The sequence below is a fragment of the Streptomyces sp. NPDC100445 genome (assembly GCF_044759735.1).
Taxonomy (GTDB): Bacteria; Actinomycetota; Actinomycetes; order Streptomycetales; family Streptomycetaceae; genus Streptomyces.
The window spans coordinates 148285-172157 of the sequence record NZ_JBIVZV010000017.1 but is presented as its reverse complement, the minus strand read 5'-3'; the positions used below and the strand labels follow the sequence as shown (position 1 = coordinate 172157).

Below are 23873 nucleotides of genomic sequence, written 5' to 3'. Positions count from 1 at the left end.
AAACGCCCGGTTACATACCGAACCCGGAAGCTAAGCCTCACAGCGCCGATGGTACTGCAGGGGGGACCCTGTGGGAGAGTAGGACACCGCCGAACTCCTTTTAGAGCTCCGGCTCCCGGGCATTTTGCCCGGGAGCCGGAGCTTTTTTGCGTTGAGGTAGGGTCAGGGGGCATTGTCGGCTCTTTTCGCACAGGAGGCCCCCGGGTGGAGGTCCAGGAGACCCGTGTCCAGACGGACCGGGTCCTCACCATCCCCAACATCCTCAGCATGGCGCGGCTCGTCGGCGTACCGCTCTTCCTGTGGCTGATCCTCAGGCCGGAGTTCGGGGGCCCCAAGAGCGACGGATGGGCCCTCCTCGTACTGGCCTTCAGCGGGATCAGCGACTACCTCGACGGCAAGCTCGCGCGGCGCTGGAACCAGATCAGCAGCCTCGGCCGGCTCCTCGACCCCGCAGCCGACCGCCTGTACGTCCTCTCCACGCTCCTGGGGCTCACCTGGCGGGGAATCCTCCCGCTGTGGCTGACCGGCCTGCTGCTGGCCCGCGAAGCGGTCCTCCTGGTCATGGTGGGCATCCTGCGTCGGCACGGGTACCCGCCGCCGCAGGTCAACTTCCTCGGGAAGGCCGCCACCTTCAACCTGATGTACGCCTTCCCCCTCCTGCTGCTCAGCGACGGACACGGCTGGATCGCGTCACTCGCTGCCATTTTCGGATGGGCGTTCGCCGGATGGGGTACAACCCTCTATTGGTGGGCAGGAGTGCTCTACGTGGTGCAAGTCCGCCGATTGGTGCGTGCGGACGCCACGGTCGATCGAACTCGGCGATTGTCCTGACGTAAGTCCTGGCGTAACGCCTCGTTGGCCCGCGGTGGAAAAGTGCGGGACAATCTGGACGGGTGAAGTCGGCTAGACCGTCGTCTCTGAGGAGGACGCTTCCGACATGAAGGCCGTCGTGATGGCCGGGGGCGAAGGCACACGCCTGCGCCCCATGACCTCGAGCATGCCCAAGCCGCTCCTGCCCGTGGCCAATCGCCCGATCATGGAGCACGTCCTACGGCTGCTCAAAAGGCACGGGCTCAACGAGACCGTCGTCACCGTGCAGTTCCTGGCATCGCTGGTCAAGAACTACTTCGGTGACGGCGAAGAGCTCGGTATGGAGCTCACCTATGCCAACGAGGAGAAGCCACTCGGTACCGCCGGAAGCGTCAAGAACGCCGAGGAGGCGTTGAAGGACGACGCCTTCCTCGTGATCTCCGGCGATGCCCTGACCGACTTCGACCTCACCGAGCTGATCAACTTCCACAAGGAGAAGGGTGCGCTGGTCACGGTCTGCCTGACCCGCGTGCCCAACCCGCTGGAGTTCGGCATCACGATCGTGGACGAGGAAGGCAAGGTCGAACGCTTCCTCGAGAAGCCGACCTGGGGACAGGTCTTCTCCGACACGGTCAACACGGGCATCTACGTGATGGAGCCCGAGGTCTTCGACTACGTCGAGGCCGATGTCCCGGTGGACTGGTCCGGCGATGTCTTCCCGCAGCTCATGAAGGAGGGCAAGCCGATCTACGGCTATGTCGCCGAGGGCTACTGGGAGGACGTCGGCACCCACGAGAGCTATGTGAAGGCCCAGGCGGACGTCCTCGAGGGCAAGGTCGACGTCGACATCGACGGCTTCGAGATCTCCCCGGGCGTGTGGGTGGCGGAAGGCGCCGAGGTGCACCCCGACGCCGAGCTGCGCGGACCGCTGTACATCGGCGACTACGCGAAGGTCGAGGCGGGCGCGGAGATCCGCGAGCACTCCGTCATCGGCTCGAACGTCGTCGTCAAGAGCGGTGCCTTCCTCCACAGGGCCGTCGTCCACGACAACGTGTACGTCGGTCAGCACAGCAATCTGCGCGGCTGCGTCGTCGGCAAGAACACCGACATCATGCGGGCCGCGCGGATCGAGGACGGCGCGGTCATCGGCGACGAGTGCCTGATCGGTGAGGAATCGATCGTCCAGGGCAACGTCCGCGTCTACCCGTTCAAGACCATCGAGGCCGGCGCCTTCGTCAACACCTCGGTGATCTGGGAGTCGCGTGGACAGGCGAACCTGTTCGGCGCCCGTGGCGTCTCGGGCATCCTCAACGTCGAGATCACCCCGGAGCTGGCGGTCCGGCTCGCCGGCGCCTACGCGACCACCCTGAAGAAGGGCGCCACCGTCACCACCGCCCGCGACCACTCGCGCGGCGCCCGTGCCCTGAAGCGGGCGGTGATCTCCGCGCTCCAGGCCAGCGCCATCGACGTACGCGACCTGGAGAACGTGCCGCTGCCCGTGGCCCGGCAGCAGACCGCGCGCGGCAGCGCCGGCGGCATCATGATCCGTACCTCGCCCGGTGTTCCCGACTCGGTCGACATCATGTTCTTCGACTCGCAGGGCGCGGACCTGTCGCAGGGCAGCCAGCGGAAGCTGGACCGCGTGTTCGCGCGGCAGGAGTACCGGCGGGCGTTCCCGGGCGAGATCGGTGACCTGCACTTCCCGGCGAGCGTCTTCGACTCCTACACCGGCTCGCTGCTGCGCAACGTGGACACGACCGGCATAGCCGAGTCGGGTCTCAAGGTCGTCGTGGACGCGTCGAACGGCAGCGCCGGGCTCGTGCTGCCCAGCCTCCTCGGCAAGCTCGGCGTGGACTCGCTGACCATCAATCCCGGTCTGGACGAGTCCAGGCCGACGGAGACGGCGGAGATGCGCCGCAAGGGCCTGGTGCGGCTCGGCGAGATAGTGGCGTCGTCGGGAGCCGCGTTCGGTGTCCGGTTCGACCCGGTCGGTGAGCGGCTCTCGCTCGTCGACGAGAAGGGCCGGATCATCGAGGACGACCGGGCCCTGCTGGTCATGCTCGACCTGGTCGCCGCCGAGCGGCGCAGCGGGCGGGTGGCCCTCCCGGTCACCACGACCCGGATCGCCGAGCAGGTGGCCGCCTACCACGGCACCCAGGTCGAGTGGACCACCACCTCGCCGGACGACCTCACGCGCGTGGGCGGTGAGGAAGGCACCATCTTCGGCGGTGACGGCAAGGGCGGCTTCATCGTCCCCGAGTTCAGCAGCGTCTATGACGGCACCGCCGCCTTCGTACGGCTCATCGGGCTCGTGGCACGTACCCAGCTCACCCTCAGCCAGATCGACGCCCGGATCCCGCGGGCGCACGTCCTCAAGCGGGACCTGGCGACGCCGTGGGCCGTCAAGGGCCTGGTCATGCGGCGCGTGGTCGAGGAAGCCGGGGACCGCTCCGTCGACACGACGGACGGTGTGCGGGTCGTGGAGACCGACGGACGCTGGGTGATGGTGCTTCCCGACCCGGCCGAGGCGGTCACCCACCTGTGGGCGGAGGGGCCGGACGACGCCTCCGCGCAGGCCCTGCTCGACGAGTGGGCGGCGGTCGTGGACAGCGCCGGCCGTTAGGCCCGGCAGGGCGCTGAACCGCTCCCCACCCGCGTGCCGGACCGTGTCCCCAAGGGGGCCCGTCCGGTACGCGGGTGGGGCCGTTCGGAGGTATTGCCCGCGACATGCGACGATGTGCGGCATGCCGCAGCAACCCCCCGTTCGGAGCAGCCCCGCGCGGCCGCAGCGTCCGGACGCCTCCATGTCGTTGATCACCAACGTCATGGACCACAGCCTCGACGACGGATACGCCGAGGCCGCCGCCCGGAGGAAGGCCCGGGGCGAGAGCGGACTGCCGAAGACGCTCCGGGCCAGGCTGGGTCTGGCCGCCGGGCTGGTCCTCGCGGCGCTGGTCGTCACCGTGGGGGCGGCCCAGGCGCGCGTGGCGGCGCCCGTGGTGGCCAAGGAGCGCCAGGAGCTGATCGACCGCGTCGACAGTGAGACCGCGGACGCCGACAAGCTGGAGAGCACGGTCGACGAATTGCGCGACGACGTGGGCGCGCGCCAGCGGGCGGCCCTGCGGTCCAGTGGCGGCAGCGGCGCGGCGGACCTGGTGGGCGTGCTGTCCGGCGCGACGGCCGTGCACGGGCCCGGCGTCCGACTCGTCGTGAACGACGCCAAGGAGGCCACCAGCGGCGGCGACGGCACCAACCCCCGGGAGACGTCGGATTTCTCCGACACCGGTCGGCTGCGCGACCGTGACATGCAGCGCGTGGTCAACGGCTTGTGGGCGTCGGGGGCCGAGGCGGTCTCCATCAACGGTCAGCGGCTGACCGCCCTGTCCGCGATCCGGGCCGCGGGCGACGCGATACTGGTCGACAACAGGCCGCTGGTGCCGCCGTACACGGTGCTGGCGGTGGGGGACGGGCAGAGGCTCGGCACCAGGTTCCAGAACAGCGCCGACGGCCTGTATCTGCACGCCCTGGTGGAGAACTACGGCATCCGCGCCACCGTCTCCCCGGAGGGTGACGTCCGGTTGCCCGCCGCACCCAGTGTGATCGTACGTACAGCACAGCCGAGCAACGAGAACAGCGAGAAGGGCACATCGTGATCGCCGTACTGGGTCTCGTCGTGGGGGTCGTGGCCGGGCTGTTGGTCCGGCCCGAGGTTCCGGCGGTCGTCGAGCCTTATCTGCCGATCGCCGTCGTCGCGGCGCTGGACGCCGTCTTCGGTGGTCTGCGGGCCATGCTCGACGGCATCTTCGACGACAAGGTCTTCGTGGTGTCGTTCCTGTCGAACGTGGTCGTCGCCGCCCTGATCGTGTTCCTCGGTGACAAGCTGGGCGTCGGCGCGCAGCTGTCCACGGGCGTCGTCGTGGTCCTCGGTATCCGGATCTTCTCCAACGCCGCGGCGATCCGGCGCCACGTCTTCCGGGCGTGACACCGATGAACGAGCCGAACGAGCCGAACGACAGGGACGACCGCCCGGGGAACGGCCTGCGCAGGGAACTGCCGGCCGAGGTCCCCGCGTCCGCGCCGGGGACCGCGCGGCCCGACGGGGAGCAGCCCGAGCGGCGGCTGACCGGACGGCAGCGCCTGGTGAAGGGATTGTGGCCGCCGCGCTTCACCCGTGCCCAACTCATCGTGGCGGTACTGCTGTTCGGTCTGGGCTTCGGCCTGGCCGTCCAGGTGGCGTCCAACAGCGACACCGACAGCGCGCTGCGCGGCGCGCGCCAGGAAGATCTCGTACGCATCCTCGATGAACTGGATTCGCGTACCCAGCGTCTTGAGGACGAGAAGCAGGGACTCGAGAAGCAGCGCCAGGAGCTTCAGAGCAGCTCCGACCAGGCCGCGGAGGCACGCAGGCAGACCGCGGAGAAGGAGCGGCAACTCGGCATCCTGGCGGGCACCGTGGCGGCGCAGGGTCCCGGCATCACCATGACGATCGAGGACACGAAGGGGACGGTCAAGGCGGACATGCTGCTCGACGCGATCCAGGAGTTGCGCGCGGCCGGCGCGGAGGCCGTCCAGGTCAACGGGGTGCGGGTGGTCGCCGGTACCTACTTCACCGACTCCGGCAAGAGTGTGAGCGTCGACGGGAACAAGATCAACGCCCCGTATCGTTTCAAGGTCATCGGCAAGCCGCAGGACCTCGAACCGGCGTTGAACATCCCCGGAGGCGTGGTGCAGACGCTGGAGAAGGAGCAGGCCACGGCGACGGTGGAGCGGTCGGACAAGATCGTCGTCACCGCCTTGCGGCAGGCGAAGCGGCCTGACTACGCTCGGTCGTCCTCCCGGTGAACCGGCGGTGCATGGTGGCTGTCACGCAGGGGCATGAGCTTGCGGGGGGTCGGCGCACCGAAGAAGTAGCGCGTGATGGAAACTGTTTGGTGGATACGGACGTTGTGAAGATGTCCGGCTCGGCCGGTGTAGGCAATCAGGGTTCGTCCTGCCCCACGGGCGGGTCTGTTTCGGTCAAGGGGAATCGCCCGTGAAGTTGTTTGCGAAGTTGTTCGGCAAGAGCGCGCGAGAGGGCGGCGACAACGCCACCGCCCGTCATCGCGCGCAGCCTGACGCGGAGGATCGGCGCCCGCTGTTCCGGGACCAGGTCGCTGGTCCGGGCGGTGACATTTCCGGTGGTCAGGGCGCGGCGTCTGTTGACCCTGCCCAGTCCGGCGGCATAGGTTTCGGGCAACCGTCAACCTCAGGTGCGGGTGGAGGGTTCGCCTCCGGCCCGTACGCGTCCAACGCCCCCGCGGGGCAGCCGCGGCAGGAGGATCCGTCGATGTCGGTCCTGGTGTGTACGAGGTGCGGTAACCGGAACGCGGAGAACGCCCGGTTCTGCTCCCACTGCGGCGCGCCGCTGCGGCCGGGAGTGACGCCGGAGCGGGCCTCCGAGACGACGTCCACGATCTCGATCTCCGGCCTGGAGGCCTACGACTCCGAGGCGACCGGCCAGACCCCGCTGCCGATGCTCTCCCCGGAGGCACAGGCCGCGGTGGACGCGCTGCCGCTCGGCTCGGCGCTCCTGGTGGTGCGCCGGGGGCCGAACTCGGGCAGTCGCTTCCTGCTGGACAGCGACCTGACCACGGCCGGCCGGCATCCGCAGAGCGACATCTTCCTGGACGACGTGACGGTCTCCCGGCGGCACGTGGAGTTCCGGCGGTCGACCGACGGCTCCTTCACGGTGGCCGACGTGGGCAGCCTGAACGGCACGTACGTCAACCGGGAGCGCATCGACCAGGTCGCGCTGGCCAACGGCGACGAGGTGCAGATCGGCAAGTACCGGCTGGTGTTCTACGCGAGCCGGCACGGCATCTGACCCACCCCCGGACCGGCGTCCGGGGGGAGACCCCAGGGAAGGTCCATGCTGCGTACACCGAGCGGCGGTGCCGGAAGCGGTACCGCCGCCAGGGACGGCGGGCTGATGAGCATCGGCACGGTGCTCAACGTGCTGCGCGACGAGTTCCCCGAAGTCACGATCTCCAAGATCCGTTTCCTGGAGTCGGAGGGGCTCATCGAGCCGCAGCGGACTCCGTCGGGTTACCGCAAGTTCAGCACCGAGGACGTCGAGCGCCTCGGTCACGTGCTGCGGATGCAGCGGGACCACTATCTGCCGCTCAAGGTGATCCGCGAGTACCTGGACGCCATGGAGCGGGGTGAGGCCGCGCCGCTGCCCCTCGTCGGGCGGCAGCGCACCGCGGAGGACGGCCCGGAGCCGCCCGAGAGGCCCACGGTGGCCCGGATCGGCCGGGCCGGGCTGTTGGCCGCAGCGGACATCGGCGAGGCCCGGCTGGGGGAGTGGGAGTCCTACGGGCTCATCGCTCCCCTGGAGGACGGGGCGTACGACGCCGAGGCGGTCACCGTCGCCGCCCTCATCGCCGAGTTGGGCCGTTTCGGGATCGAGCCGCGTCACCTGCGGGTGATGAAGGCCGCCGCGGACCGTGAGGCGGGGCTGGTGGACCAGGTGGTGACCCCGCTCAAACGCCACCGTAACCCGCAGACCAGGGCACTGGCCGAGGCGCGTACGAAGGAACTGGCGGCGCTCACGACGAAGCTGCACGCCGCTCTCGTACGGACCGCGCTCGGCGTACGGCTCCCCTGAATCCCGTGCGGCGACCGGGCCGCGTCCGCCCGGGACCGGGGCGGAAACGGCCTCGGGAACCCGAGGAGCCGGCGGGCCTCCGGCGGCCGGATCGGGCACCTGTTCCCGGCCCGACTACCCAAACGTCCCGGGGACGGCCTAGGGTTGCTGTGTGAACGAGCTCGATGTCGTAGGTGTCCGGGTCGAGATGCCCAACAACCAACCGATCGTGCTCCTGCGCGAAGTGGGAGGCGATCGCTACCTCCCCATCTGGATCGGGCCGGGGGAGGCGACGGCGATCGCCTTCGCCCAGCAGGGCATGGCCCCCGCGCGACCGCTGACCCACGACCTGTTCAAGGACGTGCTGGAGGCCGTCGGCCAGGAGCTGACCGAAGTCCGCATCACCGATCTGCGGGAAGGGGTCTTCTACGCGGAACTGGTGTTCGCCAGCGGGGTCGAGGTCAGCGCCCGGCCCTCCGATGCCATAGCGCTGGCCCTGCGCACCGGGACGCCGATCTACGGCAGTGACACGGTGCTGGACGACGCGGGCATCGCCATTCCCGACGAGCAGGAGGACGAGGTGGAGAAGTTCCGCGAGTTCCTCGACCAGATCTCGCCCGAGGACTTCGGCACCAGCAGCCAGTGAGCGGTGAAGGTCGCCCGCCGGCCCCCGGTTCCACCGGGGTCGGTGGGCCGCTCCCGGAATCCGCCGCTCCGGCAATTGCCTCCGGCCAGTGAGAGCGTCCTACGGCCTCCCGCGAGCGCATTCGGCTAGCCTTTCCCCGCGGTGGGACACGGGAAACCACTCTCAGGGTGATTATCACTCGGCGTGCCGAGTGTGGCGATCGTTGACGCACCCCTGGTGACTGCCTACCGTCGAGAAGGCAGGTCAAGGACGGAGGTCGGCGTGAGAACAAGCGGCGACGGTACGGCTGGGGGTGCCCCCGGACGCGGTTTCGGGGAGAGCGGTCCGTACCCGCCCCCGGACTCGCGGTTGCGGCCGGGTGGGGGTCACCCGCATCCGGGCGGCGCGGCCGATCACGCCCCGCAGCTGCCGACGGCGGTGCCGAACGGCAAAGGGGTGGCGTCCATGGCGTCCGAGGAGATCGGCTACCGCGGGCCCACGGCCTGCGCGGCCGCCGGCATCACCTACCGGCAGCTCGACTACTGGGCCCGCACCGGCCTGGTCGAACCCAGCGTAAGACCCGCCTACGGGTCGGGCACCCAGCGTCTGTACAGCTTCCGGGACGTCGTCGTCCTGAAGATCGTGAAGCGGTTCCTGGACACCGGGGTGTCGCTCCAGAACATCCGCACGGCGGTGCAGCACCTCAGGGAACGCGGTTTCCGTGATCTGGAGCGCATGACCCTGATGAGCGACGGCGCCACCGTGTACGAGTGCACCTCGCCGGACGAGGTCCACGCCCTGCTCCAGGGCGGTCAGGGGGTCTTCGGGATCGCCGTGGGCGTGGTGTGGCGGGACGTGGAGAGCGCGCTCTCCCAGTTGCACGGCGAGCGGGTCGACACGGGGGAGACCCTCGTCGGGCAGAACCCCGCGGACGAGCTGGCGCGGCGCCGCAACCGGGCGGTCTGACCGCCCGGTCCCCCCGGGGTGTGCGCCGCGGTCACCGCGTTGTCAGTGCCGTGGTGCAGCATCGGAGATGTGAGAAACGCGCCCACGGTCCTGCATCTCGACATGGATGCCTTCTTCGCCTCGGTGGAGCAGGCGTCCAAGCCGAGCCTGCGCGGGAAGGCCGTCGTCGTGGGCGGGCTCGGACCGCGCGGGGTGGTGGCCACCGCGTCGTACGAGGCACGGGTGTTCGGGGTGCACTCGGCGATGCCCATGGGGCAGGCGCGCCGGCTGGCGCCCAACGCCGCTTACCTGGTGCCCCGCTTCACCCTGTACCGGACGGTCAGCGAACAGGTGATGGCGCTGCTGCGGGAGCTGTCGCCGCTGGTGGAGCCACTCAGCCTGGACGAGGCGTTCGTGGACCTGGAGGCCGGGGACGCGGCCTGGGACGAGACGTCGGCGCGGCGGGCCGGGGAGAGGCTCCGCGCCGACATCCGGGCGGTCACGGGGCTCACCGGGTCGGTGGGGCTCGCCGCGTCCAAGATGCTCGCGAAGATCGCCTCCGAGCAGGCCAAGCCGGACGGCCTGGTGCTGATCGAGCCGGGTACCGAGCGGGCGCTGCTGGGACCGATGCCGGTGCGGACCCTGCCGGGGGTCGGGCCGGCCACCGGGGACCACCTGCGCCGGGCCGGGATCACCACGGTGGAGGAGCTGGCGGAGGCGGGTGAGGACGAACTGGTCCGGATGCTCGGCAAGGCGCACGGTCACGCGTTGTACGCGATGGCCCTGGCCCGTGACGAGCGGCCGGTGGTGGCCGAGCGGGGCACCAAGTCGATCTCGGTGGAGGACACGTACGACGTGGACATCCACGACCGGTCGCGGGTCGGCCTGGAGGTGCGGCGGCTCGCCGACCGGTGTGTACGGCGGCTGCGCGAGGCCGGGCTGTCCGGGCGGACCATCGTGCTGAAGGTTCGCAGGTACGACTTCTCCACGCTGACCCGTTCCGAGACGCTCAGGGGGCCCACGGACGATCCCGCGGTCGTCCGCGAGGCGGCGGCGCGGCTGCTGGACTCCGTGGACACCACGGGCGGGGTGCGGCTGCTCGGCGTCGGCGTGTCCGGGCTCGCCGACTACACGCAGGAGGACCTGTTCGCGCAGGCGGCGGGGGAGCGGGCGGAGGACCTCGCCGAGGAGGCGGTGGTCCCGGCCCCGGTGGAGCGGGCCGAGCCGGCCGAGCGGCAGTGGCGGGCCGGCCAGGACGTGCGGCACGAAGAGTGGGGACACGGGTGGGTGCAGGGCAGCGGACTGGGCCGGGTCACCGTGCGCTTCGAGACACCGCAGTCCGGGCCGGGCCGGGTGCGGACGTTCCGGGTCGGTGATCCGGCGCTGGCACCGGCCGAGCCGCTGCCGCTGGTGACGGACCCGGACCTCGCCGGCCCGCCGTACCTTCCCGGGCCGGCGGACGGGCCGCCGTCCGCGCCTCTTCCGCCGTCACTGCCGCCGGCGGCTGTCACGGGCGCCCCGGCCGGTGCGGGCCGCCCGGACGCCGGGCGGCCCGGCGGCGGGGATCAGGGGCCCGGCGTCGAGCGTGACTCCTCCGTAGAGGCCAGGGTGCCGAAGTCGTGGTCGGGCAGCGCGGACGGGGGCGCCGTGTCGAGACCGTAGTGGCGGTAGAGCTGGAGTTCCTGCTCGGGGGAGAGGTGGCGGCCCACACCGAAGTCGGGGGCGCCCTTGATCAGGGCGCGGTCGAACGGGACGTGCAGGATGCCGTCGCGCAGTTCGCTCGGCTCCAGGGGGACGAAGGCGTCCCGGGAGAAGAGACTGGTGCGTACGGCCGCCCATTCGGGTACGCCGGTGGCGTCGTCGAGGTACACCTCGTCGATGGTGCCGATCTTGTTGCCCTTGACGTCGAACGCCTTGCGGCCGATCAGGTGGCGCGGATCGATGTCGGTCTGCACGGTCCCTCTCTCTCCACGTGGTCGCAACTCATCCGTAAGCACTACGAAAGAGCACATTCAAGGAGGCGGCCACTCGAGGGCTCGGCTGTTGACCCCGCTGGTAGGCTGACAGCGGCTGCTGACCCCGCGCGGGAGAGTCCTCCGACCACGTCGGAGGCGCCGAAGGAGCAAATCCTCCCCGGAATCTCTCAGGCTCACGTACCGCACGGGCGAGGTCACTCTGGAAAGCAGGGCGGGTTGCACGGCGTCCGCCCTCACCGACGGTGAAAGCCGGTGCCCGCGCGGGCCCGGTGAAGCTCTCAGGTCGAGATGACAGAGGGGGAGGCCGTCGGGGTATCCGTACCGGGGTGCCCCTCGAAGGTCGCGTCAGACCAGGAGGCCTCCGCAATGACCGCCCACCGCATTCCGCTCTCCGAACTCGAAGCGGGCATCCCGTTCGAGCAGCGCCACATCGGCCCTGACCAGGAGGCGCGGGCGAAGATGCTCGCGCACGTCGGGTACGGCTCGCTGGACGAGCTGACCGCCGCCGCGGTGCCGGACGTGATCAAGAACGCCGACGCCCTCGACCTGCCGGACGCCCGCACCGAGGCCGAGGTGCTCGCCGAGCTGCGCTCCCTCGCCGACCGCAACCAGGTCCTCGGTTCGATGATCGGTCTCGGCTACTACGGGACGTTCACGCCGCCCGTCATCCTGCGCAACGTCATGGAGAACCCGGCGTGGTACACGGCCTACACGCCGTACCAGCCGGAGATCTCCCAGGGCCGCCTGGAGGCTCTGCTGAACTTCCAGACGGTGGTCGCCGACCTGACCGGCCTGCCCACCTCCGGTGCCTCCCTGCTGGACGAGGGCACCGCCGCCGCCGAGGCGATGGCGCTCTCCCGGCGCATGGGCCGCAACAAGAAGGGCCTGTTCCTGGTCGACGCGGACGTGCTGCCGCAGACCATCGCCGTGATCCAGACGCGTGCCGAGCCGGCCGGCGTCGAGGTGGTCGTCGCCGACCTCGGCGACGGCATCCCGGCCGGGATCGCCGAGCGCGAGATCAACGGCGTGCTGATCCAGTACCCGGGCGCCTCCGGTGCCGTGCGGGACATCAAGCCCGTCATCGACCAGGCGCACGGGCTCGGCGCCCTGGTGACGGTCGCCGCCGACCTGCTCGCGCTGACCCTGCTGACCTCCCCGGGCGAACTGGGCGCGGACATCGCCGTCGGTACCACGCAGCGCTTCGGCGTGCCGATGGGCTTCGGCGGCCCGCACGCCGGCTACATGGCCGTCCAGGAGAAGTTCGCGCGCAGCCTGCCCGGCCGCCTGGTCGGCGTCTCCGTCGACGCCGACGGCAACAGGGCCTACCGCCTGGCGCTCCAGACCCGTGAGCAGCACATCCGCCGGGAGAAGGCCACCAGCAACATCTGCACCGCGCAGGTGCTGCTCGCCGTGATGGCCGGCATGTACGCCGTCTACCACGGCCCCGAGGGCCTGCGGACCATCGCCCGCCGCACGCACCGTTACGCCACCCTCCTCGCCGCGGGACTCAGCGCCGGCGGGGTCGAGATCGTCCACGGCGCCTACTTCGACACCGTCACCGCGCGCGTGCCCGGCAGGGCCGCCGAGGTCGTCGCCGCCGCCCGGGACCAGGGCGTCAACCTGCGCCAGGTCGACGCCGACCACGTCTCCATGGCCTGCGACGAGACCACCGGGCGGGCCCAGCTGGCCGCCGTCTGGACCGCGTTCGGTGTCGAGGCCGACACCGAGGCGCTGGACCCGGTGGCCGAGGACACGCTGCCCGAGACGCTGCTGCGCACCGACGCCTACCTCACCCACCCCGTCTTCCACCAGCACCGCTCCGAGACCGCGATGCTGCGCTACCTGCGCAGGCTGGCCGACCGCGACTACGCGCTCGACCGCGGCATGATCCCGCTGGGCTCCTGCACCATGAAGCTCAACGCGACCACGGAGATGGAACCGGTGACCTGGCCCGAGTTCGGGCAGCTGCACCCCTTCGTGCCCGCAGAGCAGGCCGAGGGCTACCTGACGCTCATCCGTGAGCTGGAGGAGCGGCTCGCCGAGGTCACCGGCTACGACAAGGTCTCGCTCCAGCCGAACGCCGGCTCGCAGGGCGAACTGGCCGGCCTGCTCGCCGTACGCGGCTACCACCGCGCCAACGGCGACGAGCAGCGGACGGTCTGCCTCATCCCGTCCTCCGCGCACGGCACCAACGCGGCCAGCGCCGTGATGGCCGGCATGAGGGTCGTCGTCGTCAAGACCGCCGGGGACGGCGAGATCGACATCGAGGACCTGCGGGCGAAGATCGAGAAGCACCGTGACGAACTGTCGGTGCTCATGATCACCTACCCGTCCACGCACGGTGTGTTCGAGGAGCACGTCGCCGACATCTGCGCCCGGGTCCACGAGGCCGGCGGCCAGGTGTACGTCGACGGCGCCAACCTCAACGCCCTGGTCGGGCTGGCCAAGCCGGGTCACTTCGGCGGTGACGTCTCCCACCTGAACCTGCACAAGACGTTCTGCATCCCGCACGGCGGCGGCGGTCCGGGCGTCGGCCCGGTCGCCGTCCGCGAGCACCTGGCGCCGTACCTGCCCAACCACCCGCTCCAGCCGGCCGCGGGCCCGGAGACCGGTGTCGGCCCGATCTCCGCCGCCCCGTGGGGCAGCGCGGGCATCCTGCCCATCTCCTGGGCGTACGTCCGCCTGATGGGCGGCGCGGGGCTGAAGCGGGCCACGCAGGTGGCCGTGCTGTCGGCGAACTACATCGCCAAGCGCCTGGAGCCGCACTTCCCGGTCCTGTACACCGGTCCCGGCGGCCTGGTCGCGCACGAGTGCATCATCGACCTGCGCCCGCTGACCAAGGCGACCGGCGTGAGCGTCGACGATGTCGCCAAGCGCCTGATCGACTACGGCTTCCACGCCCCGACGATGTCCTTCCCGGTGGCCGGCACGCTGATGATCGAGCCGACCGAGTCCGAGGACCTCACCGAGCTGGACCGTTTCTGCGACGCGATGATCACCATTCGCGCGGAGATCGAGAAGGTCGGCTCCGGCGAGTGGTCCGCCGAGGACAACCCGCTGCGCAACGCCCCGCACACCGCGGCCGTGCTCGGCGGTGAGTGGACGCACGCCTACAGCCGCGACGAGGCCGTCTTCCCGGCCGGTGTCTCGGCCGCCGACAAGTACTGGCCGCCGGTGCGCCGCATCGACCAGGCCTTCGGCGACCGCAACCTGGTCTGCTCCTGCCCGCCGCTGGACGCGTACGAGGACTGAGCGAGCCGCTGGTGAGGGTCCCGCCCGGGTGCCGGGCGGGACCCTCCGCGTTCTGTCTACACCGTCGCCAGGGAGACCTCGGTCGCCTTGATCAGGGCGACCACGTCGGAGCCCACGAAGAGGCCGAGGTCCTCGGCCGCGTCCCTGGTGATGGCGGCGGTGAGTTCGCCGCCGTCCACGGTGACCTTCACGGAGGCCATCACGTCGCCGATCACGAGGTGGGTGACCGCGCCGGGCAACTGGTTGCGGATCGACAGACCCCTGACACGGTCGGTGGCCAGGGACACCTCCGTCGACTTCACGAGGACGCGCACGGGGAGGTCCGGGGCGAGGGCGAGCTGCTCGACGGCCTCCAGGGTGATCGCGGCCGTCACGTTCTGGCCACCGTCGAGACGGACGCCGACGGTCGCCATCACCTCGCCGGGGCGCACCTCGGTGACGGTGCCGGGCAACTGGTTGCGGATGCTCAGGGTCATGACCCCCCACCGTAGTGGGGCGAGGCGCTCAGGCCGGGTACGCGTGCGTCTGGGTCGCCTTGACCGTCGCCCAGACCGGGGCGCCGGGACGCAGGTCCAGCTCGGCCGCGGCGACCGTCGTCAGGTCGGCCGTGAGCGGCAGTCCGCCGGTGAGGTCGGCGCGGACGCGGTCGCCGTGCGTCTCCAGACCCGCGATCTGGCAGTGCCACACGTTGCGGGCGCTCGCACCGGCGGGCCGGTCCCGGAACAGGGTCACCGCCGACGGGGGGAACGCCACGAAGACCGGTCCCGACAGCTCCTCCGTCGTCGTGATCGAGGGTCCGGCGTCGAGCCGTACCGTGTGGCCGGCGGCCCGGCCGCGGTAGAGGTTCAGACCGACGAGCTGGGCGATGTAGTCCGTGCGCGGGTGGCGGGCGATACCGGCGGGCGTGCCTTCCTGCACGACCCGCCCGTCCTCCACGACCACCAGCCGGTCCGCGAGCACCATCGCGTCCAGCGGGTCATGGGTGACCAGTACGCAGACCGCCTCGAACTCGGCCAGGTGCCGGCGGAGCTGGGCGCGGACCTCCAGCCGGGTACGGGCGTCCAGGGCCGCCAGCGGCTCGTCCAGGAGCAACAGCCGGGGGCGGGTGGCGAGGGCGCGGGCGAGGGCGACGCGCTGCGCCTGGCCGCCGGAGAGGCGGCGCGGTCTGACGCCCGCGTGGCCGGCCAGGCCCATGCGGTCCAGCCAGGCCGCCGCCTGCGCGCGGGCCTCGCCCTTGTCCGCGCCGCGGCAGCGGGGCCCGAAGGCGACGTTGTCCAGGGCGGACAGGTGCGGGAACAGCAGGTAGTCCTGGAAGACCACGCCGACCGGGCGGGACTCCGGGGGAGTGTCCTCCAACGGGGTGCCGTCCAGGCGGAGGTGGCCGCCGGTGAGCGGGGTCAGCCCGGCGAGGGCGCGCAGCGCGGTGGTCTTGCCGGCGCCGTTGGGGCCGAGCAGGGCGAGGACGTCCCCAGGCGCGACCGTCAGGGTCACGTCCAGGCGGAACGGGGGCCGGTCGACGACGAGGCGGGCGTCGAGACCCTCGTCGGACGCAGGCGTCCGGTGCGCCGTGGGGGCGTGGAGGTCGGTGGGCTCGGGGCCGGTGTTCCTCATGAGGCGGTCGTCCAGCGGTCCCTCAGGCCGGCCAGCACCGCGATGGACACCGTCAGCAGGACGAGACTGAGGGCGACGGCGGCCTCCGGGTCGTTCTGGAGGGCCAGGTAGACGGCGAGTGGCATGGTCTGGGTGCGGCCGGGGAAGTTGCCCGCGAAGGTGATCGTCGCGCCGAACTCGCCGAGCGCGCGTGCCCAGGCCAGCACCGCGCCCGCCGCGACCCCCGGGGCGATCAGCGGCAGCGTGACCCGGCGGAACGCGGTGAAGCGGGAGGCGCCCAGCGTGGTGGCCGCCTCCTCGTAGCGGGGATCGGCGGCGCGCAGCGTGCCCTCGACACTGATGACCAGGAACGGCATGGCCACGAACGCCTCCGCGACCACCACGCCGGCGGTGGTGAACGGCAGGGTGATCCCGAACCAGGAGTCCAGCCACTGGCCGATGACGCCGTTGCGGCCCAGGGCGAGCAGCAGGGCCACCCCGCCGACGACCGGCGGCAGCACCAGGGGCAGCGTCACCAGGGCGCGTACGAGACCGCGGCCGGGGAAGTCCGTGCGGGCCAGCAGCCAGGCCAGCGGCACGCCGAGGACGAGGCACACGGCGGTCGCCGCGGTGGCGGTGACCAGGGACAGCTGGAGCGCCTGCCACACCTCGGCGCTGGTCAGCTGGTCCGGCAGAGTGCGCCAGGGCGCCCGGACGAGCAGGGCGAGCAGCGGCAGCAGCAGGAACGCCAGGGCCAGCAGGCCCGGCAGCAGCAGCGGCAGCGGCACTCCGCGCCGGCCCGCGGCGCCGGCGCGCCGGCGCCGCGGCCGGCCCGTGCGGGGGCCGGTCGCGGTATCCGCCTTCCGGGGCGAGGTCACGGCTTCAGGAACCCTGCCCCGGTCAGCACCTTCTGGCCCTCGGCGGAGCGTACGAGGGCGATGAACGCCTTGGCGGCCGCGGCGTTCGGCGCGTTCTTCAGCAGGGCGATCGGGTAGTCGTTGACGGCTCGGGCGGACTCGGGGAACTCCACGCCCTCCACCTTGCCGTGCGCGGACCGCACGTCGGTCTTGTAGACCAGGGCCGCGTCGGCCTCCTTCAGCTCCACCTTCGCCAGGGCGCCCTTGACGTCCTGCTCGTAGGAGACGGGCGTCAGCCGGACCTTCCCGGCGGCCAGGGCCTTCTCGGCGGCGGCCCCGCACGGCACCGTCCTGTCGCACAGGACGACCTTCAGACCGGACGCGGTGAGGTCCTTCAGGGCGGACAGCTTGTGCGGGTTGCCCGGGACGGTGGCTATCTCCAGCTGGTTGCGGACGAAGGTGGCCGGGGTGCCGGCGGTGCTCTTCTTGTCGGTCACGACCGCCATCGTCTTGGGGCTGGCGGCGGCGAAGACGTCCGCCGGGGCCCCGGCGTTGATGCCGGCGGCCAGGCTGTCGCTGCCGTTGAAGCTGAAGGTGACCTTGGTGCCCGGGTGCTGCCTCTGGAACTCCCGGCCCAGCGCGGTGAAGCTCTCCTTCAGGGAGGCGGCGGCGAACACGGTGACCGTGCCGGACAGCTCGGGGGCGGACCCGGTGGCCCGGTGGGACGACGAGTCCGAGGAGGAGGAGCAGGCGGCGAGTGCCATCAGGGCGGCCGCCACCACGCCGGCCGACTTGCCTGCCCGGCGGGTCCGGCACATGGAACGGGTCATCACGGAGGTACTCCTCGGTTCGGTGGAACAAGCTGTCGCGCCCCTGGACGGCCACCATCGACCGTGCGGCGATGATACTGCCGCATCTGCCAGGTGTAAGTCTCCTGTCTCATCGCATGAGCCCGGCACTCACGCCTTAGGGCTTGCATGTGCGTTCGTACGGCATGCGACTGTCGCCGGTTCGTTCGCCGGGGCCGGCGAGGGACTGCACCACGATCCTCACGGTGGACAGCAGTTCGCCGGTGCGCGGCTTGAGAGCGCAACCACCCGGTCGGTCCGGCTGTCCCAGGAGATATGACTCCCCCCTGGCCGCCGCCCTGGTCGCACTGCGACGTAACGACGCCGGACCCGTGCTCCGGGACGCCGATCGGCACGCACACCAAGTGCCTGGCCCACCTCGCACCCGCCGACCGCGCCGCCTATCTGGCCGGCCTCGTCCCCGGCGCCGACGTCAACGTCCGCGGCACTCGCATCACCGCCGCGCTCCTGCGCCAGCTCCTTGACGCGGTCCGCCTTGCCGGGCGGCGTCCCTGTTTGGGCGAGGTCGACTTCAGCCATGTGGACTTCCCTGACGGTGCGGACTTCATCAACGTCGACTTCGTCGGAAGCGACGCGAACTTCTATCTGGCTTCCTTCGCGGGCTTCGCCTGCTTCAACGGCTCCCGGTTCGCCCGCGGCGGCGTCAACTTCCACGACACGACGTTCTCCGAGGCTGCCTTCCGCGGCATGGTCGTCAACGGGACCGCCACTTTCGTGGGCTCTCGATTCAGTGGCGACGCCCGGATCGAGCACGTGACGTGTAGGCGCGTCCTCGCTCTCTCGAACGCGAAGTTCGGGGGACAGACTCGAATCGATGCAGCCGCGGCGCGGGTGATGTGCCACCAGACGCGATGGGACGCGGCCGCCTCGCTGACCCTGCGGTACGCGGATCTCGACCTCACCGGCGCCATCATCAGCCAGCCCTTCGCTGTCTCGGTCAGTCCTTTCGCCCGCCCGGCGGAATCCGCCTGGTTCAGGGGGAGGACTCCGGACGTCCGTGTCGTGTCCCTGGCGAGTACCGACACGACGCACGTGTTGCTGACCGACATGGACCTACGGAGCTGCCGGTTCGCCGGTGCGGTGCATCTGGACTTGTTGCGCCTGGAAGGGAGCACACGTTTCGACCGTCCGCCGACCGGCGTCCACTGGCGGCACGGGGTGCCGCGGCGGTGGACCCGGCGCCGCGTACTCGCCGAGGAACACGCCTGGCGGGCCCTCGGGCAGTCGCCCGCGAACCCGGCCGCTCCCACTGACCGTGAGTGGAAGCCGGGACCGCACCACACCACGCACCCGGCCCGCACGCCCAACCCGGACGACTTGGCCCCCCTGTACCGGGCGCTGCGCAAAGGCTCCGAGGATGTGAAGAACGAACCGGACGCGGCCGACTTCTACTACGGCGAAATGGAGATGCGCCGCAGGGACCCCGCGCGCCCCCTCGGGGAACGCGTCCTCCTCACGCTGTACTGGGCGCTGTCCGGCTACGCGCTCCGTGCCGTGCGCGCCCTTTTCTGGCTCATCCTGGCCATGACCGGCAGCTTCTTCGCCCTCATGCTGTGGGGCCTGCCCAACGCCGACCCCGAGCCCCGGATCACCGGCAAACAGACGGCAGTCGGCCAGGATGTCCGGCTCACCGTCGACAACCCCGACCCGGCGCTCACCCTCGGCTACGGCGACCGCGTCACCGGGAAACGCGCCGAGAAAGCCCAACGCGTCCTCTTCAACAGCGTGATCTTCCGCTCCAGCGGCCAGAACCTCACCACCGCCGGCACCTACACCGAAATGGGCTCTCGCATCGCCGAACCCGTCCTCCTCGGCTTCGCCCTCTTCGCCTTACGCGGCCGCATCAAGCGATGACGTGCCGAGCTGTTCCGGCCTCTGGTGACGGGTTCGGGTATGCGGCTGTCACCAGTTCCCCGGGGAGGGGGCCGGCCTGGTGGTGACCGGACGTGGTCCGGCGTGAGGCGGACGACGGTCAGACCCGGTCGATGTGCACGTTGGTGGACTTCACGCGGGCAGTGGCCTCCATGCCGACCTCGAGGCCGAGTTCCTCCACCGCTTCCCGGGTGAGCAGCGAGACGAGCCGGTGCGGGCCGGCCTGGATCTCCACCTGGGCGGCGACGTCACCGAGCTTGATCGCGGTGACGATGCCGGGGAAGGCGTTGCGCACGGAGGTGCGGGAGGCGTCCTCCTCGCCGCTGCCGGCGCCCGTCCGGGCCAGTTCGACCGAGAACGCGGCCAGGTCCCGGCCGTCGATGACGCGCCGCCCGGACTCGTCGCGGTGGGTGGTCATGCGGCCGGCGTCGGCCCAGCGGCGGGCGGTGTCCGGGCTGACGCCGAGCAGCCGTGCGGCCTGGCCGATGGTGTAGGACTGCATGGCGGTCACGATAGGGCACCCCTGACCGGGCTCGCGGCCGTGCCCTCACCCGGTGTGCACCCGGGGCCGGCGTGCTCGGTCCGGCTCCGCCTCGCGCAGCACCTCCCGGGTCACCGGGGCGACCTCGCCCTGGCCGAACAGGAAGAAGCGCAGGAAGTTGGTGAACGGGCTGCCCTCGGTCCACTCGAAGTAGATGTGCGGGGTGCAGCCGGTGACGTCCCGCACGTGCAGCAGGAGCGCGGCCAGGGCGTTGGAGATGGAGGAGTGCTCCAGGGTCAGCACGCGGTAGCGGCCGTGCAGGACCTCGCCACGCACGGTCAGGCCCGTCTCGAACTCGGACGGGTCGGTCACCGTGACCTCGGCGAAGACGAAGTCCTCCTGCTCGGGCATGTCGTTGTCGACGCGGATCTGTTCGATCTTCTCCCGGTACTCGGCCTTGTCGCGGCGGTCCGGCTCGTTGGCTATGAACCGCATCTTCCGGCTGGCCATGTCCCGGATGAACCGCTCCGCCAGCGGGTCGAGGGACACGCTGGTCACCCGCAGTTCGAAGGCGCGGGCCAGCCGGGACAGCAGGGAGACGAGGATGATGCCGGCGATGAAACAGGCGCCGATCTTCACACCGTCCGGGCGTTCGATGACGTTGACCACGGTCGTGTACAGGAACACCGCCGCTATCACCGCGAACCCGATGGTCCAGCCGCGCTGCCCGGCCTTGCGCGCGGCGATGGTCACCGCGATCGCGGCCGAGCTGATCAGCACCAGGACCCCCGTGGCGTAGGCGCCGCCCTGTTTGTTGACGTCGGCGTCGAAGATCCAGGTCACCAGGAACGCGATGAGCGTGAAGACGATGACCATGGGACGCACGGCACGCGCCCAGTGCGGGGCCATGCCGTAGCGGGGCAGGTAGCGCGGCATCAGGTTGAGCAGGCCGGCCATGGCGGAGGCGCCCGCGAACCACAGGATGGCGATGGTCGAGACGTCGTACACCGTGCCGAAGACGCCACCGAGGTACTCGTGCGCGAGGTAGGCGAGGGCGCGGCCGTTGGCCGCGCCGCCGGGCTGGAACTCGCGCTCCGGGATCAGCAGCGTGGTGATGAAGCTGGTGGCGATCAGGAAGCAGCTCATGATGAGCGCGGCCGTGGTCAGCAGCTTGCGGGTGTCCCGGATCCGGCCGGTCGGCCGCTCCTCGGTGTCGTCCGGGTCGCCCTGGACGTGCGGCATGACGGCGACCCCGGTCTCGAAGCCGGACAGGCCGAGGGCGAGCTTGGGGAAGACGAGCAGGGCCACGCCGACCATCGCGAAGACGTTGCCGTGTTCCGCGGTCAGGGCGCCCGCCCAGTCGGTGACCAGGTGGCCGGCGGTGATGACGTGCCACAGGCCGACGACCACGACGACGACGTTGAGCCCGAGGTAGACGCCGACGAGGGCGACGGCGACCCCGATCGCCTCCAGGAAGCCCTTGAGGAAGACCGCGCCGAGCAGGGCCACCAGGAACAGGGTGATCACCATCTGCTTGCCCTGGAGGGCGTCGGTCAGGTGCGGGTTCTCCACCAGGTGGGTGGAGGCGTCGGCGGCCGAGAGCGTCATGGTGATCAGGAAGTCGGTGGCCGCGAAGCCCAGCAGCGTCAGCACGAACAGCTTGCCCTGCCAGAAGGACAGCAGGCGTTCCAGCATCGCGATGGACCCCTCGCCGCGCGGGCTCTCCTGCGCCACCCGGCGGTACACCGGCAGGGCGCCGGCCAGGGTCACTATGACGAGCACGACGGTCGCCACCGGGGAGAGCAGACCGGCCGCCAGTGCGGCGATGCCCGGCTGGTAGCCGAGGGTGGAGAAGTAGTCGACACCGGTCAGGCACATCACCCGCCACCAGCGCTGTCCCTTGTGCGGGGGCGCGGGCTCGGCGTGCGGGCCCGTGTGACCGCCGCCCTTGCCCATGTCGGACAGCCCTTCCAGCATCCAGGCGCGTAGGCGGCTGGTACTGGGAGGGCGCTCGGTCGTGGCCATCGGCGTGCTCCTGACGTGCGGCTCAGCTCTTTCCGGCCATCACGCGGGACGGCGGCAACAGCGTAAGCAGAGCGTGATGCCCAGGCCTGTGGATCGGGGCCCGGACGGCGTCAAGCTTGCGTTAAGAATGGCCCGGGAGAGCGGGTGCCGCACGAAATGCGGAGGCCGGGGGGTGGGGGACGGTCAGCGGGGACGGGGCGGCCGGAGGTGCGGGGGTGGGTTCGGTGGGACGGCCGCCGACCACCGAGCGTCACAGGCGGCCGGGCATCCGTGAGTGCCCTTCGCGGGCGGCCGGGCATCCGCGTGGGTGGTGACACCGTGGCACGCCGCCGGTCCGGGCGCCCGGCCGTCGATCCCGCGCGGCCGTCCCCCCTCCCGGTGATCGCGACCTCCCGATAGGATTCGCTACTGACTCCGAAACTTTCGAACCCTCTTCGGGAGCGAGCATGCGGACCTACGAGAATCCCGTCCTCCCCGGCTTCCACCCCGACCCGAGTGTCTGCCGGGCCGGGGACGACTACTACCTGGTGTGCTCCAGCTTCGAGTACGTCCCGGCCGTTCCCCTCTTCCACAGCCGGGACCTGGTGCACTGGCGTCAGATCGGCAACGTCGTCGACCGGCCGGAGCAGCTCGCCCTGTCCGACGACGTCCCGGCCTCGGGCGGCGTCTACGCGCCGACCATCCGCCACCACGACGGACGCTTCTACGTGATCACCACCGCCGTCGGCGCCGGCGGCACCTTCCTCGTCACCGCCGACCGCCCGGAGGGGCCCTGGTCCGACCCGGTGTGGATCGACCTGCCCGGCATCGACCCCGACCTCGCCTGGGACGAGGACGGCGCCTGTTGGTGCGCGATGGCCGGGGTGACGGTCGCCCGGATCGACCCGGCCACCGGCAAGGTGCTGGAGGGCCCGCTGCCCATGTGGTCCGGCACCGGACTGGCGGACCCCGAGGCCCCGCACCTGTACCGGATCGGTGCCTGGTGGTACCTGCTGCTCGCGGAGGGCGGCACCGGACCGGGGCACGGGGTGTCCGTCGCCCGGGCGCGATCGCCGCGCGGCCCGTGGGAACCGGCGCCCGGCAACCCGCTGCTGTCCCACCGCGGCACCGGCCAGCCCGTCCAGTGCACCGGGCACGGCGACCTGGTGCGGGCGGCCGACGGCAGCTGGTGGATGGTGCTGCTGGGCACCCGGCCCCGCGGCTGGTTCCCCGACTTCCACGTGCTCGGCCGGGAGACCTTCCTGGTGCCGGTCGAGTGGGCCGACGGCTGGCCCGAGGCGGGGCCGGTGCGGGAGCGGCATCCGGCGCCGGCCGCCTGGGCGCCGGTCGACGGGCCGCCCGTGCGGGACGACTTCACCGGTACCCGGCTCGCGCCGCACTGGATCTCCCCGCACCGCAGGCCCGAGGGCAGCTGGTCACTGACCGAACGTCCCGGGCGGCTCACCCTGACGGCCACCGGTGACAGCCTCGACCGGCCCGGGCACACCTTCGTGGGCCGCCGCCAGCAGCACCACGACTGCCGGGCCGCCGCGCTGCTGGAGCCCGGGGCGGCGCGGGCCGGGCTGTCCGTCCGGCTCGACGAGGCGCACCACTACGACCTCGAGGTGAGCGGGGGAACGGCGGCCGTGATCGCGCGGATCGGCCCGCTGCGCCAGACGGTCGCCGAACTGCCGGTGCCGGCCGGTCCCCTCACCCTCGCCGTCGACATCCGTGCGAGCCGCAACCCGGGACCGCAGGACGGCCCCGACACCCTGGTCTTCACCGTCGGCACCGGGGCGCAGCCCCTCCGGCTGGCCGAACTCGACGGCCGGTACCTGTCCACCCAGGTGGCCACCGGCTTCACCGGCCGAGTCATCGGCATGTACGTCACCGAGGGCCGCGCGGCCTTCGACTGGTTCGACTACGCGCCCACGGACGCCGCGAGGTGACCCTCGCGGACATGCTTC

Annotated in this window: 20 protein-coding genes, 1 rRNA gene and 1 riboswitch; of the genes, 14 read left to right on the top strand and 7 right to left on the bottom strand. The window is 71.2% G+C overall.

The window, feature by feature from the left end:
- From rrf to ACIQVT_RS32835, 11 genes are all read left to right on the top strand, one after another.
- Window positions 1–95, top strand: a 5S ribosomal RNA gene (rrf, locus tag ACIQVT_RS32885); the annotation flags it as partial.
- Window positions 96–204: 109 nt separating this feature from the next.
- A complete protein-coding gene (locus ACIQVT_RS32880) occupies window positions 205–831 on the top strand; it encodes a CDP-alcohol phosphatidyltransferase family protein (RefSeq protein WP_403762694.1) in 627 nt (208 codons plus the stop codon).
- Window positions 832–937: 106 nt separating this feature from the next.
- Window positions 938–3433 carry a sugar phosphate nucleotidyltransferase gene (locus ACIQVT_RS32875; protein ID WP_403762691.1) on the top strand — a complete coding sequence of 832 codons (2496 nt, stop codon included), beginning with the start codon at window positions 938–940 and terminating at the stop codon, window positions 3431–3433.
- Between the two features lie 121 nt (window positions 3434–3554).
- Window positions 3555–4463 (top strand): DUF881 domain-containing protein, encoded by a 909-nt coding sequence (locus ACIQVT_RS32870; protein ID WP_403762688.1) that lies wholly within the window; start codon window positions 3555–3557, stop codon window positions 4461–4463.
- Complete coding sequence (locus ACIQVT_RS32865; RefSeq protein WP_003988855.1) at window positions 4460–4792, top strand: small basic family protein; 333 nt, start codon at window positions 4460–4462, stop codon at window positions 4790–4792. The genes ACIQVT_RS32870 and ACIQVT_RS32865 overlap by 4 nt, the downstream gene beginning before the upstream one ends.
- 5 nt (window positions 4793–4797) lie before the next feature.
- Window positions 4798–5652, top strand: a complete 855-nt coding sequence (locus tag ACIQVT_RS32860; protein ID WP_403762685.1) for a DUF881 domain-containing protein — start codon at window positions 4798–4800, stop codon at window positions 5650–5652.
- A gap of 190 nt (window positions 5653–5842) precedes the next feature.
- Window positions 5843–6673, top strand: coding sequence for an FHA domain-containing protein (locus ACIQVT_RS32855; RefSeq protein ID WP_403762682.1), 831 nt, complete (start codon window positions 5843–5845; stop codon window positions 6671–6673).
- 45 nt (window positions 6674–6718) lie between these two features.
- Entirely contained in the window at window positions 6719–7456 is a 738-nt protein-coding gene (locus tag ACIQVT_RS32850) for a MerR family transcriptional regulator (RefSeq protein ID WP_403762679.1), read from the top strand.
- A 151-nt stretch (window positions 7457–7607) separates the two neighbouring features.
- Window positions 7608–8081: a bifunctional nuclease family protein gene (locus tag ACIQVT_RS32845; RefSeq protein WP_365203914.1), complete on the top strand. Its 474-nt coding sequence runs from the start codon at window positions 7608–7610 to the stop codon at window positions 8079–8081.
- A gap of 261 nt (window positions 8082–8342) precedes the next feature.
- Window positions 8343–9026: a MerR family transcriptional regulator gene (locus tag ACIQVT_RS32840; RefSeq protein WP_403762675.1), complete on the top strand. Its 684-nt coding sequence runs from the start codon at window positions 8343–8345 to the stop codon at window positions 9024–9026.
- Window positions 9027–9095: 69 nt separating this feature from the next.
- The gene (locus ACIQVT_RS32835; protein ID WP_403762673.1) at window positions 9096–10667 is read left to right on the top strand and encodes a DNA polymerase IV; all 1572 of its coding nucleotides are present in this window, start codon (window positions 9096–9098) and stop codon (window positions 10665–10667) included.
- Here ACIQVT_RS32835 and ACIQVT_RS32830 read toward each other — a convergent pair.
- A complete protein-coding gene (locus ACIQVT_RS32830) occupies window positions 10571–11017 on the bottom strand; it encodes a PRC-barrel domain-containing protein (RefSeq protein ID WP_403762670.1) in 447 nt (148 codons plus the stop codon). The two genes, ACIQVT_RS32835 and ACIQVT_RS32830, sit on opposite strands and share 97 nt — an antisense overlap.
- Window positions 11018–11079: 62 nt before the next feature.
- Window positions 11080–11174, top strand: a riboswitch (glycine riboswitch).
- 173 nt (window positions 11175–11347) lie between these two features.
- On the opposite strand from ACIQVT_RS32830, the gene gcvP reads away from it, so the two are divergent.
- Complete coding sequence (gcvP, locus tag ACIQVT_RS32825; RefSeq protein WP_403762667.1) at window positions 11348–14233, top strand: aminomethyl-transferring glycine dehydrogenase; 2886 nt, start codon at window positions 11348–11350, stop codon at window positions 14231–14233.
- 56 nt (window positions 14234–14289) lie between these two features.
- On the opposite strand, the gene ACIQVT_RS32820 is transcribed toward gcvP, so the two are convergent.
- Genes ACIQVT_RS32820 through modA form a run of 4 tightly spaced genes read right to left on the bottom strand, consistent with a single transcriptional unit; the run spans window position 14290 to window position 17510 of the window.
- Window positions 14290–14709: a molybdopterin-binding protein gene (locus ACIQVT_RS32820; RefSeq protein ID WP_403762664.1), complete on the bottom strand. Its 420-nt coding sequence runs from the start codon at window positions 14707–14709 to the stop codon at window positions 14290–14292.
- 28 nt (window positions 14710–14737) lie between these two features.
- Window positions 14738–15844: an ABC transporter ATP-binding protein gene (locus ACIQVT_RS32815; RefSeq protein ID WP_403762661.1), complete on the bottom strand. Its 1107-nt coding sequence runs from the start codon at window positions 15842–15844 to the stop codon at window positions 14738–14740.
- On the bottom strand, window positions 15841–16701 hold the full coding sequence (locus ACIQVT_RS32810; protein ID WP_403762657.1) for an ABC transporter permease: 861 nt from the start codon (window positions 16699–16701) through the stop codon (window positions 15841–15843). Before ACIQVT_RS32810 ends, ACIQVT_RS32815 begins: the two co-directional genes overlap by 4 nt.
- Complete coding sequence (modA, locus tag ACIQVT_RS32805; protein WP_403762654.1) at window positions 16698–17510, bottom strand: molybdate ABC transporter substrate-binding protein; 813 nt, start codon at window positions 17508–17510, stop codon at window positions 16698–16700. Before modA ends, ACIQVT_RS32810 begins: the two co-directional genes overlap by 4 nt.
- A 294-nt stretch (window positions 17511–17804) precedes the next feature.
- Here modA and ACIQVT_RS32800 point away from each other — a divergent pair, with 294 nt between their 5' ends.
- Complete coding sequence (locus ACIQVT_RS32800; protein WP_403762651.1) at window positions 17805–19403, top strand: pentapeptide repeat-containing protein; 1599 nt, start codon at window positions 17805–17807, stop codon at window positions 19401–19403.
- A 118-nt stretch (window positions 19404–19521) separates the two neighbouring features.
- On the opposite strand, the gene ACIQVT_RS32795 is transcribed toward ACIQVT_RS32800, so the two are convergent.
- Together ACIQVT_RS32795 and ACIQVT_RS32790 are read right to left on the bottom strand one after the other, a co-directional pair.
- Window positions 19522–19923 carry a molybdopterin-binding protein gene (locus tag ACIQVT_RS32795; RefSeq protein ID WP_403762648.1) on the bottom strand — a complete coding sequence of 134 codons (402 nt, stop codon included), beginning with the start codon at window positions 19921–19923 and terminating at the stop codon, window positions 19522–19524.
- Between the two features lie 45 nt (window positions 19924–19968).
- Window positions 19969–21927 carry an amino acid transporter gene (locus ACIQVT_RS32790; RefSeq protein WP_403762645.1) on the bottom strand — a complete coding sequence of 653 codons (1959 nt, stop codon included), beginning with the start codon at window positions 21925–21927 and terminating at the stop codon, window positions 19969–19971.
- 446 nt (window positions 21928–22373) lie between these two features.
- On the opposite strand from ACIQVT_RS32790, the gene ACIQVT_RS32785 reads away from it, so the two are divergent.
- Entirely contained in the window at window positions 22374–23855 is a 1482-nt protein-coding gene (locus tag ACIQVT_RS32785) for a glycoside hydrolase family 43 protein (protein ID WP_403762642.1), read from the top strand.
- The last annotated feature ends 18 nt before the right edge of the window (window positions 23856–23873 follow it).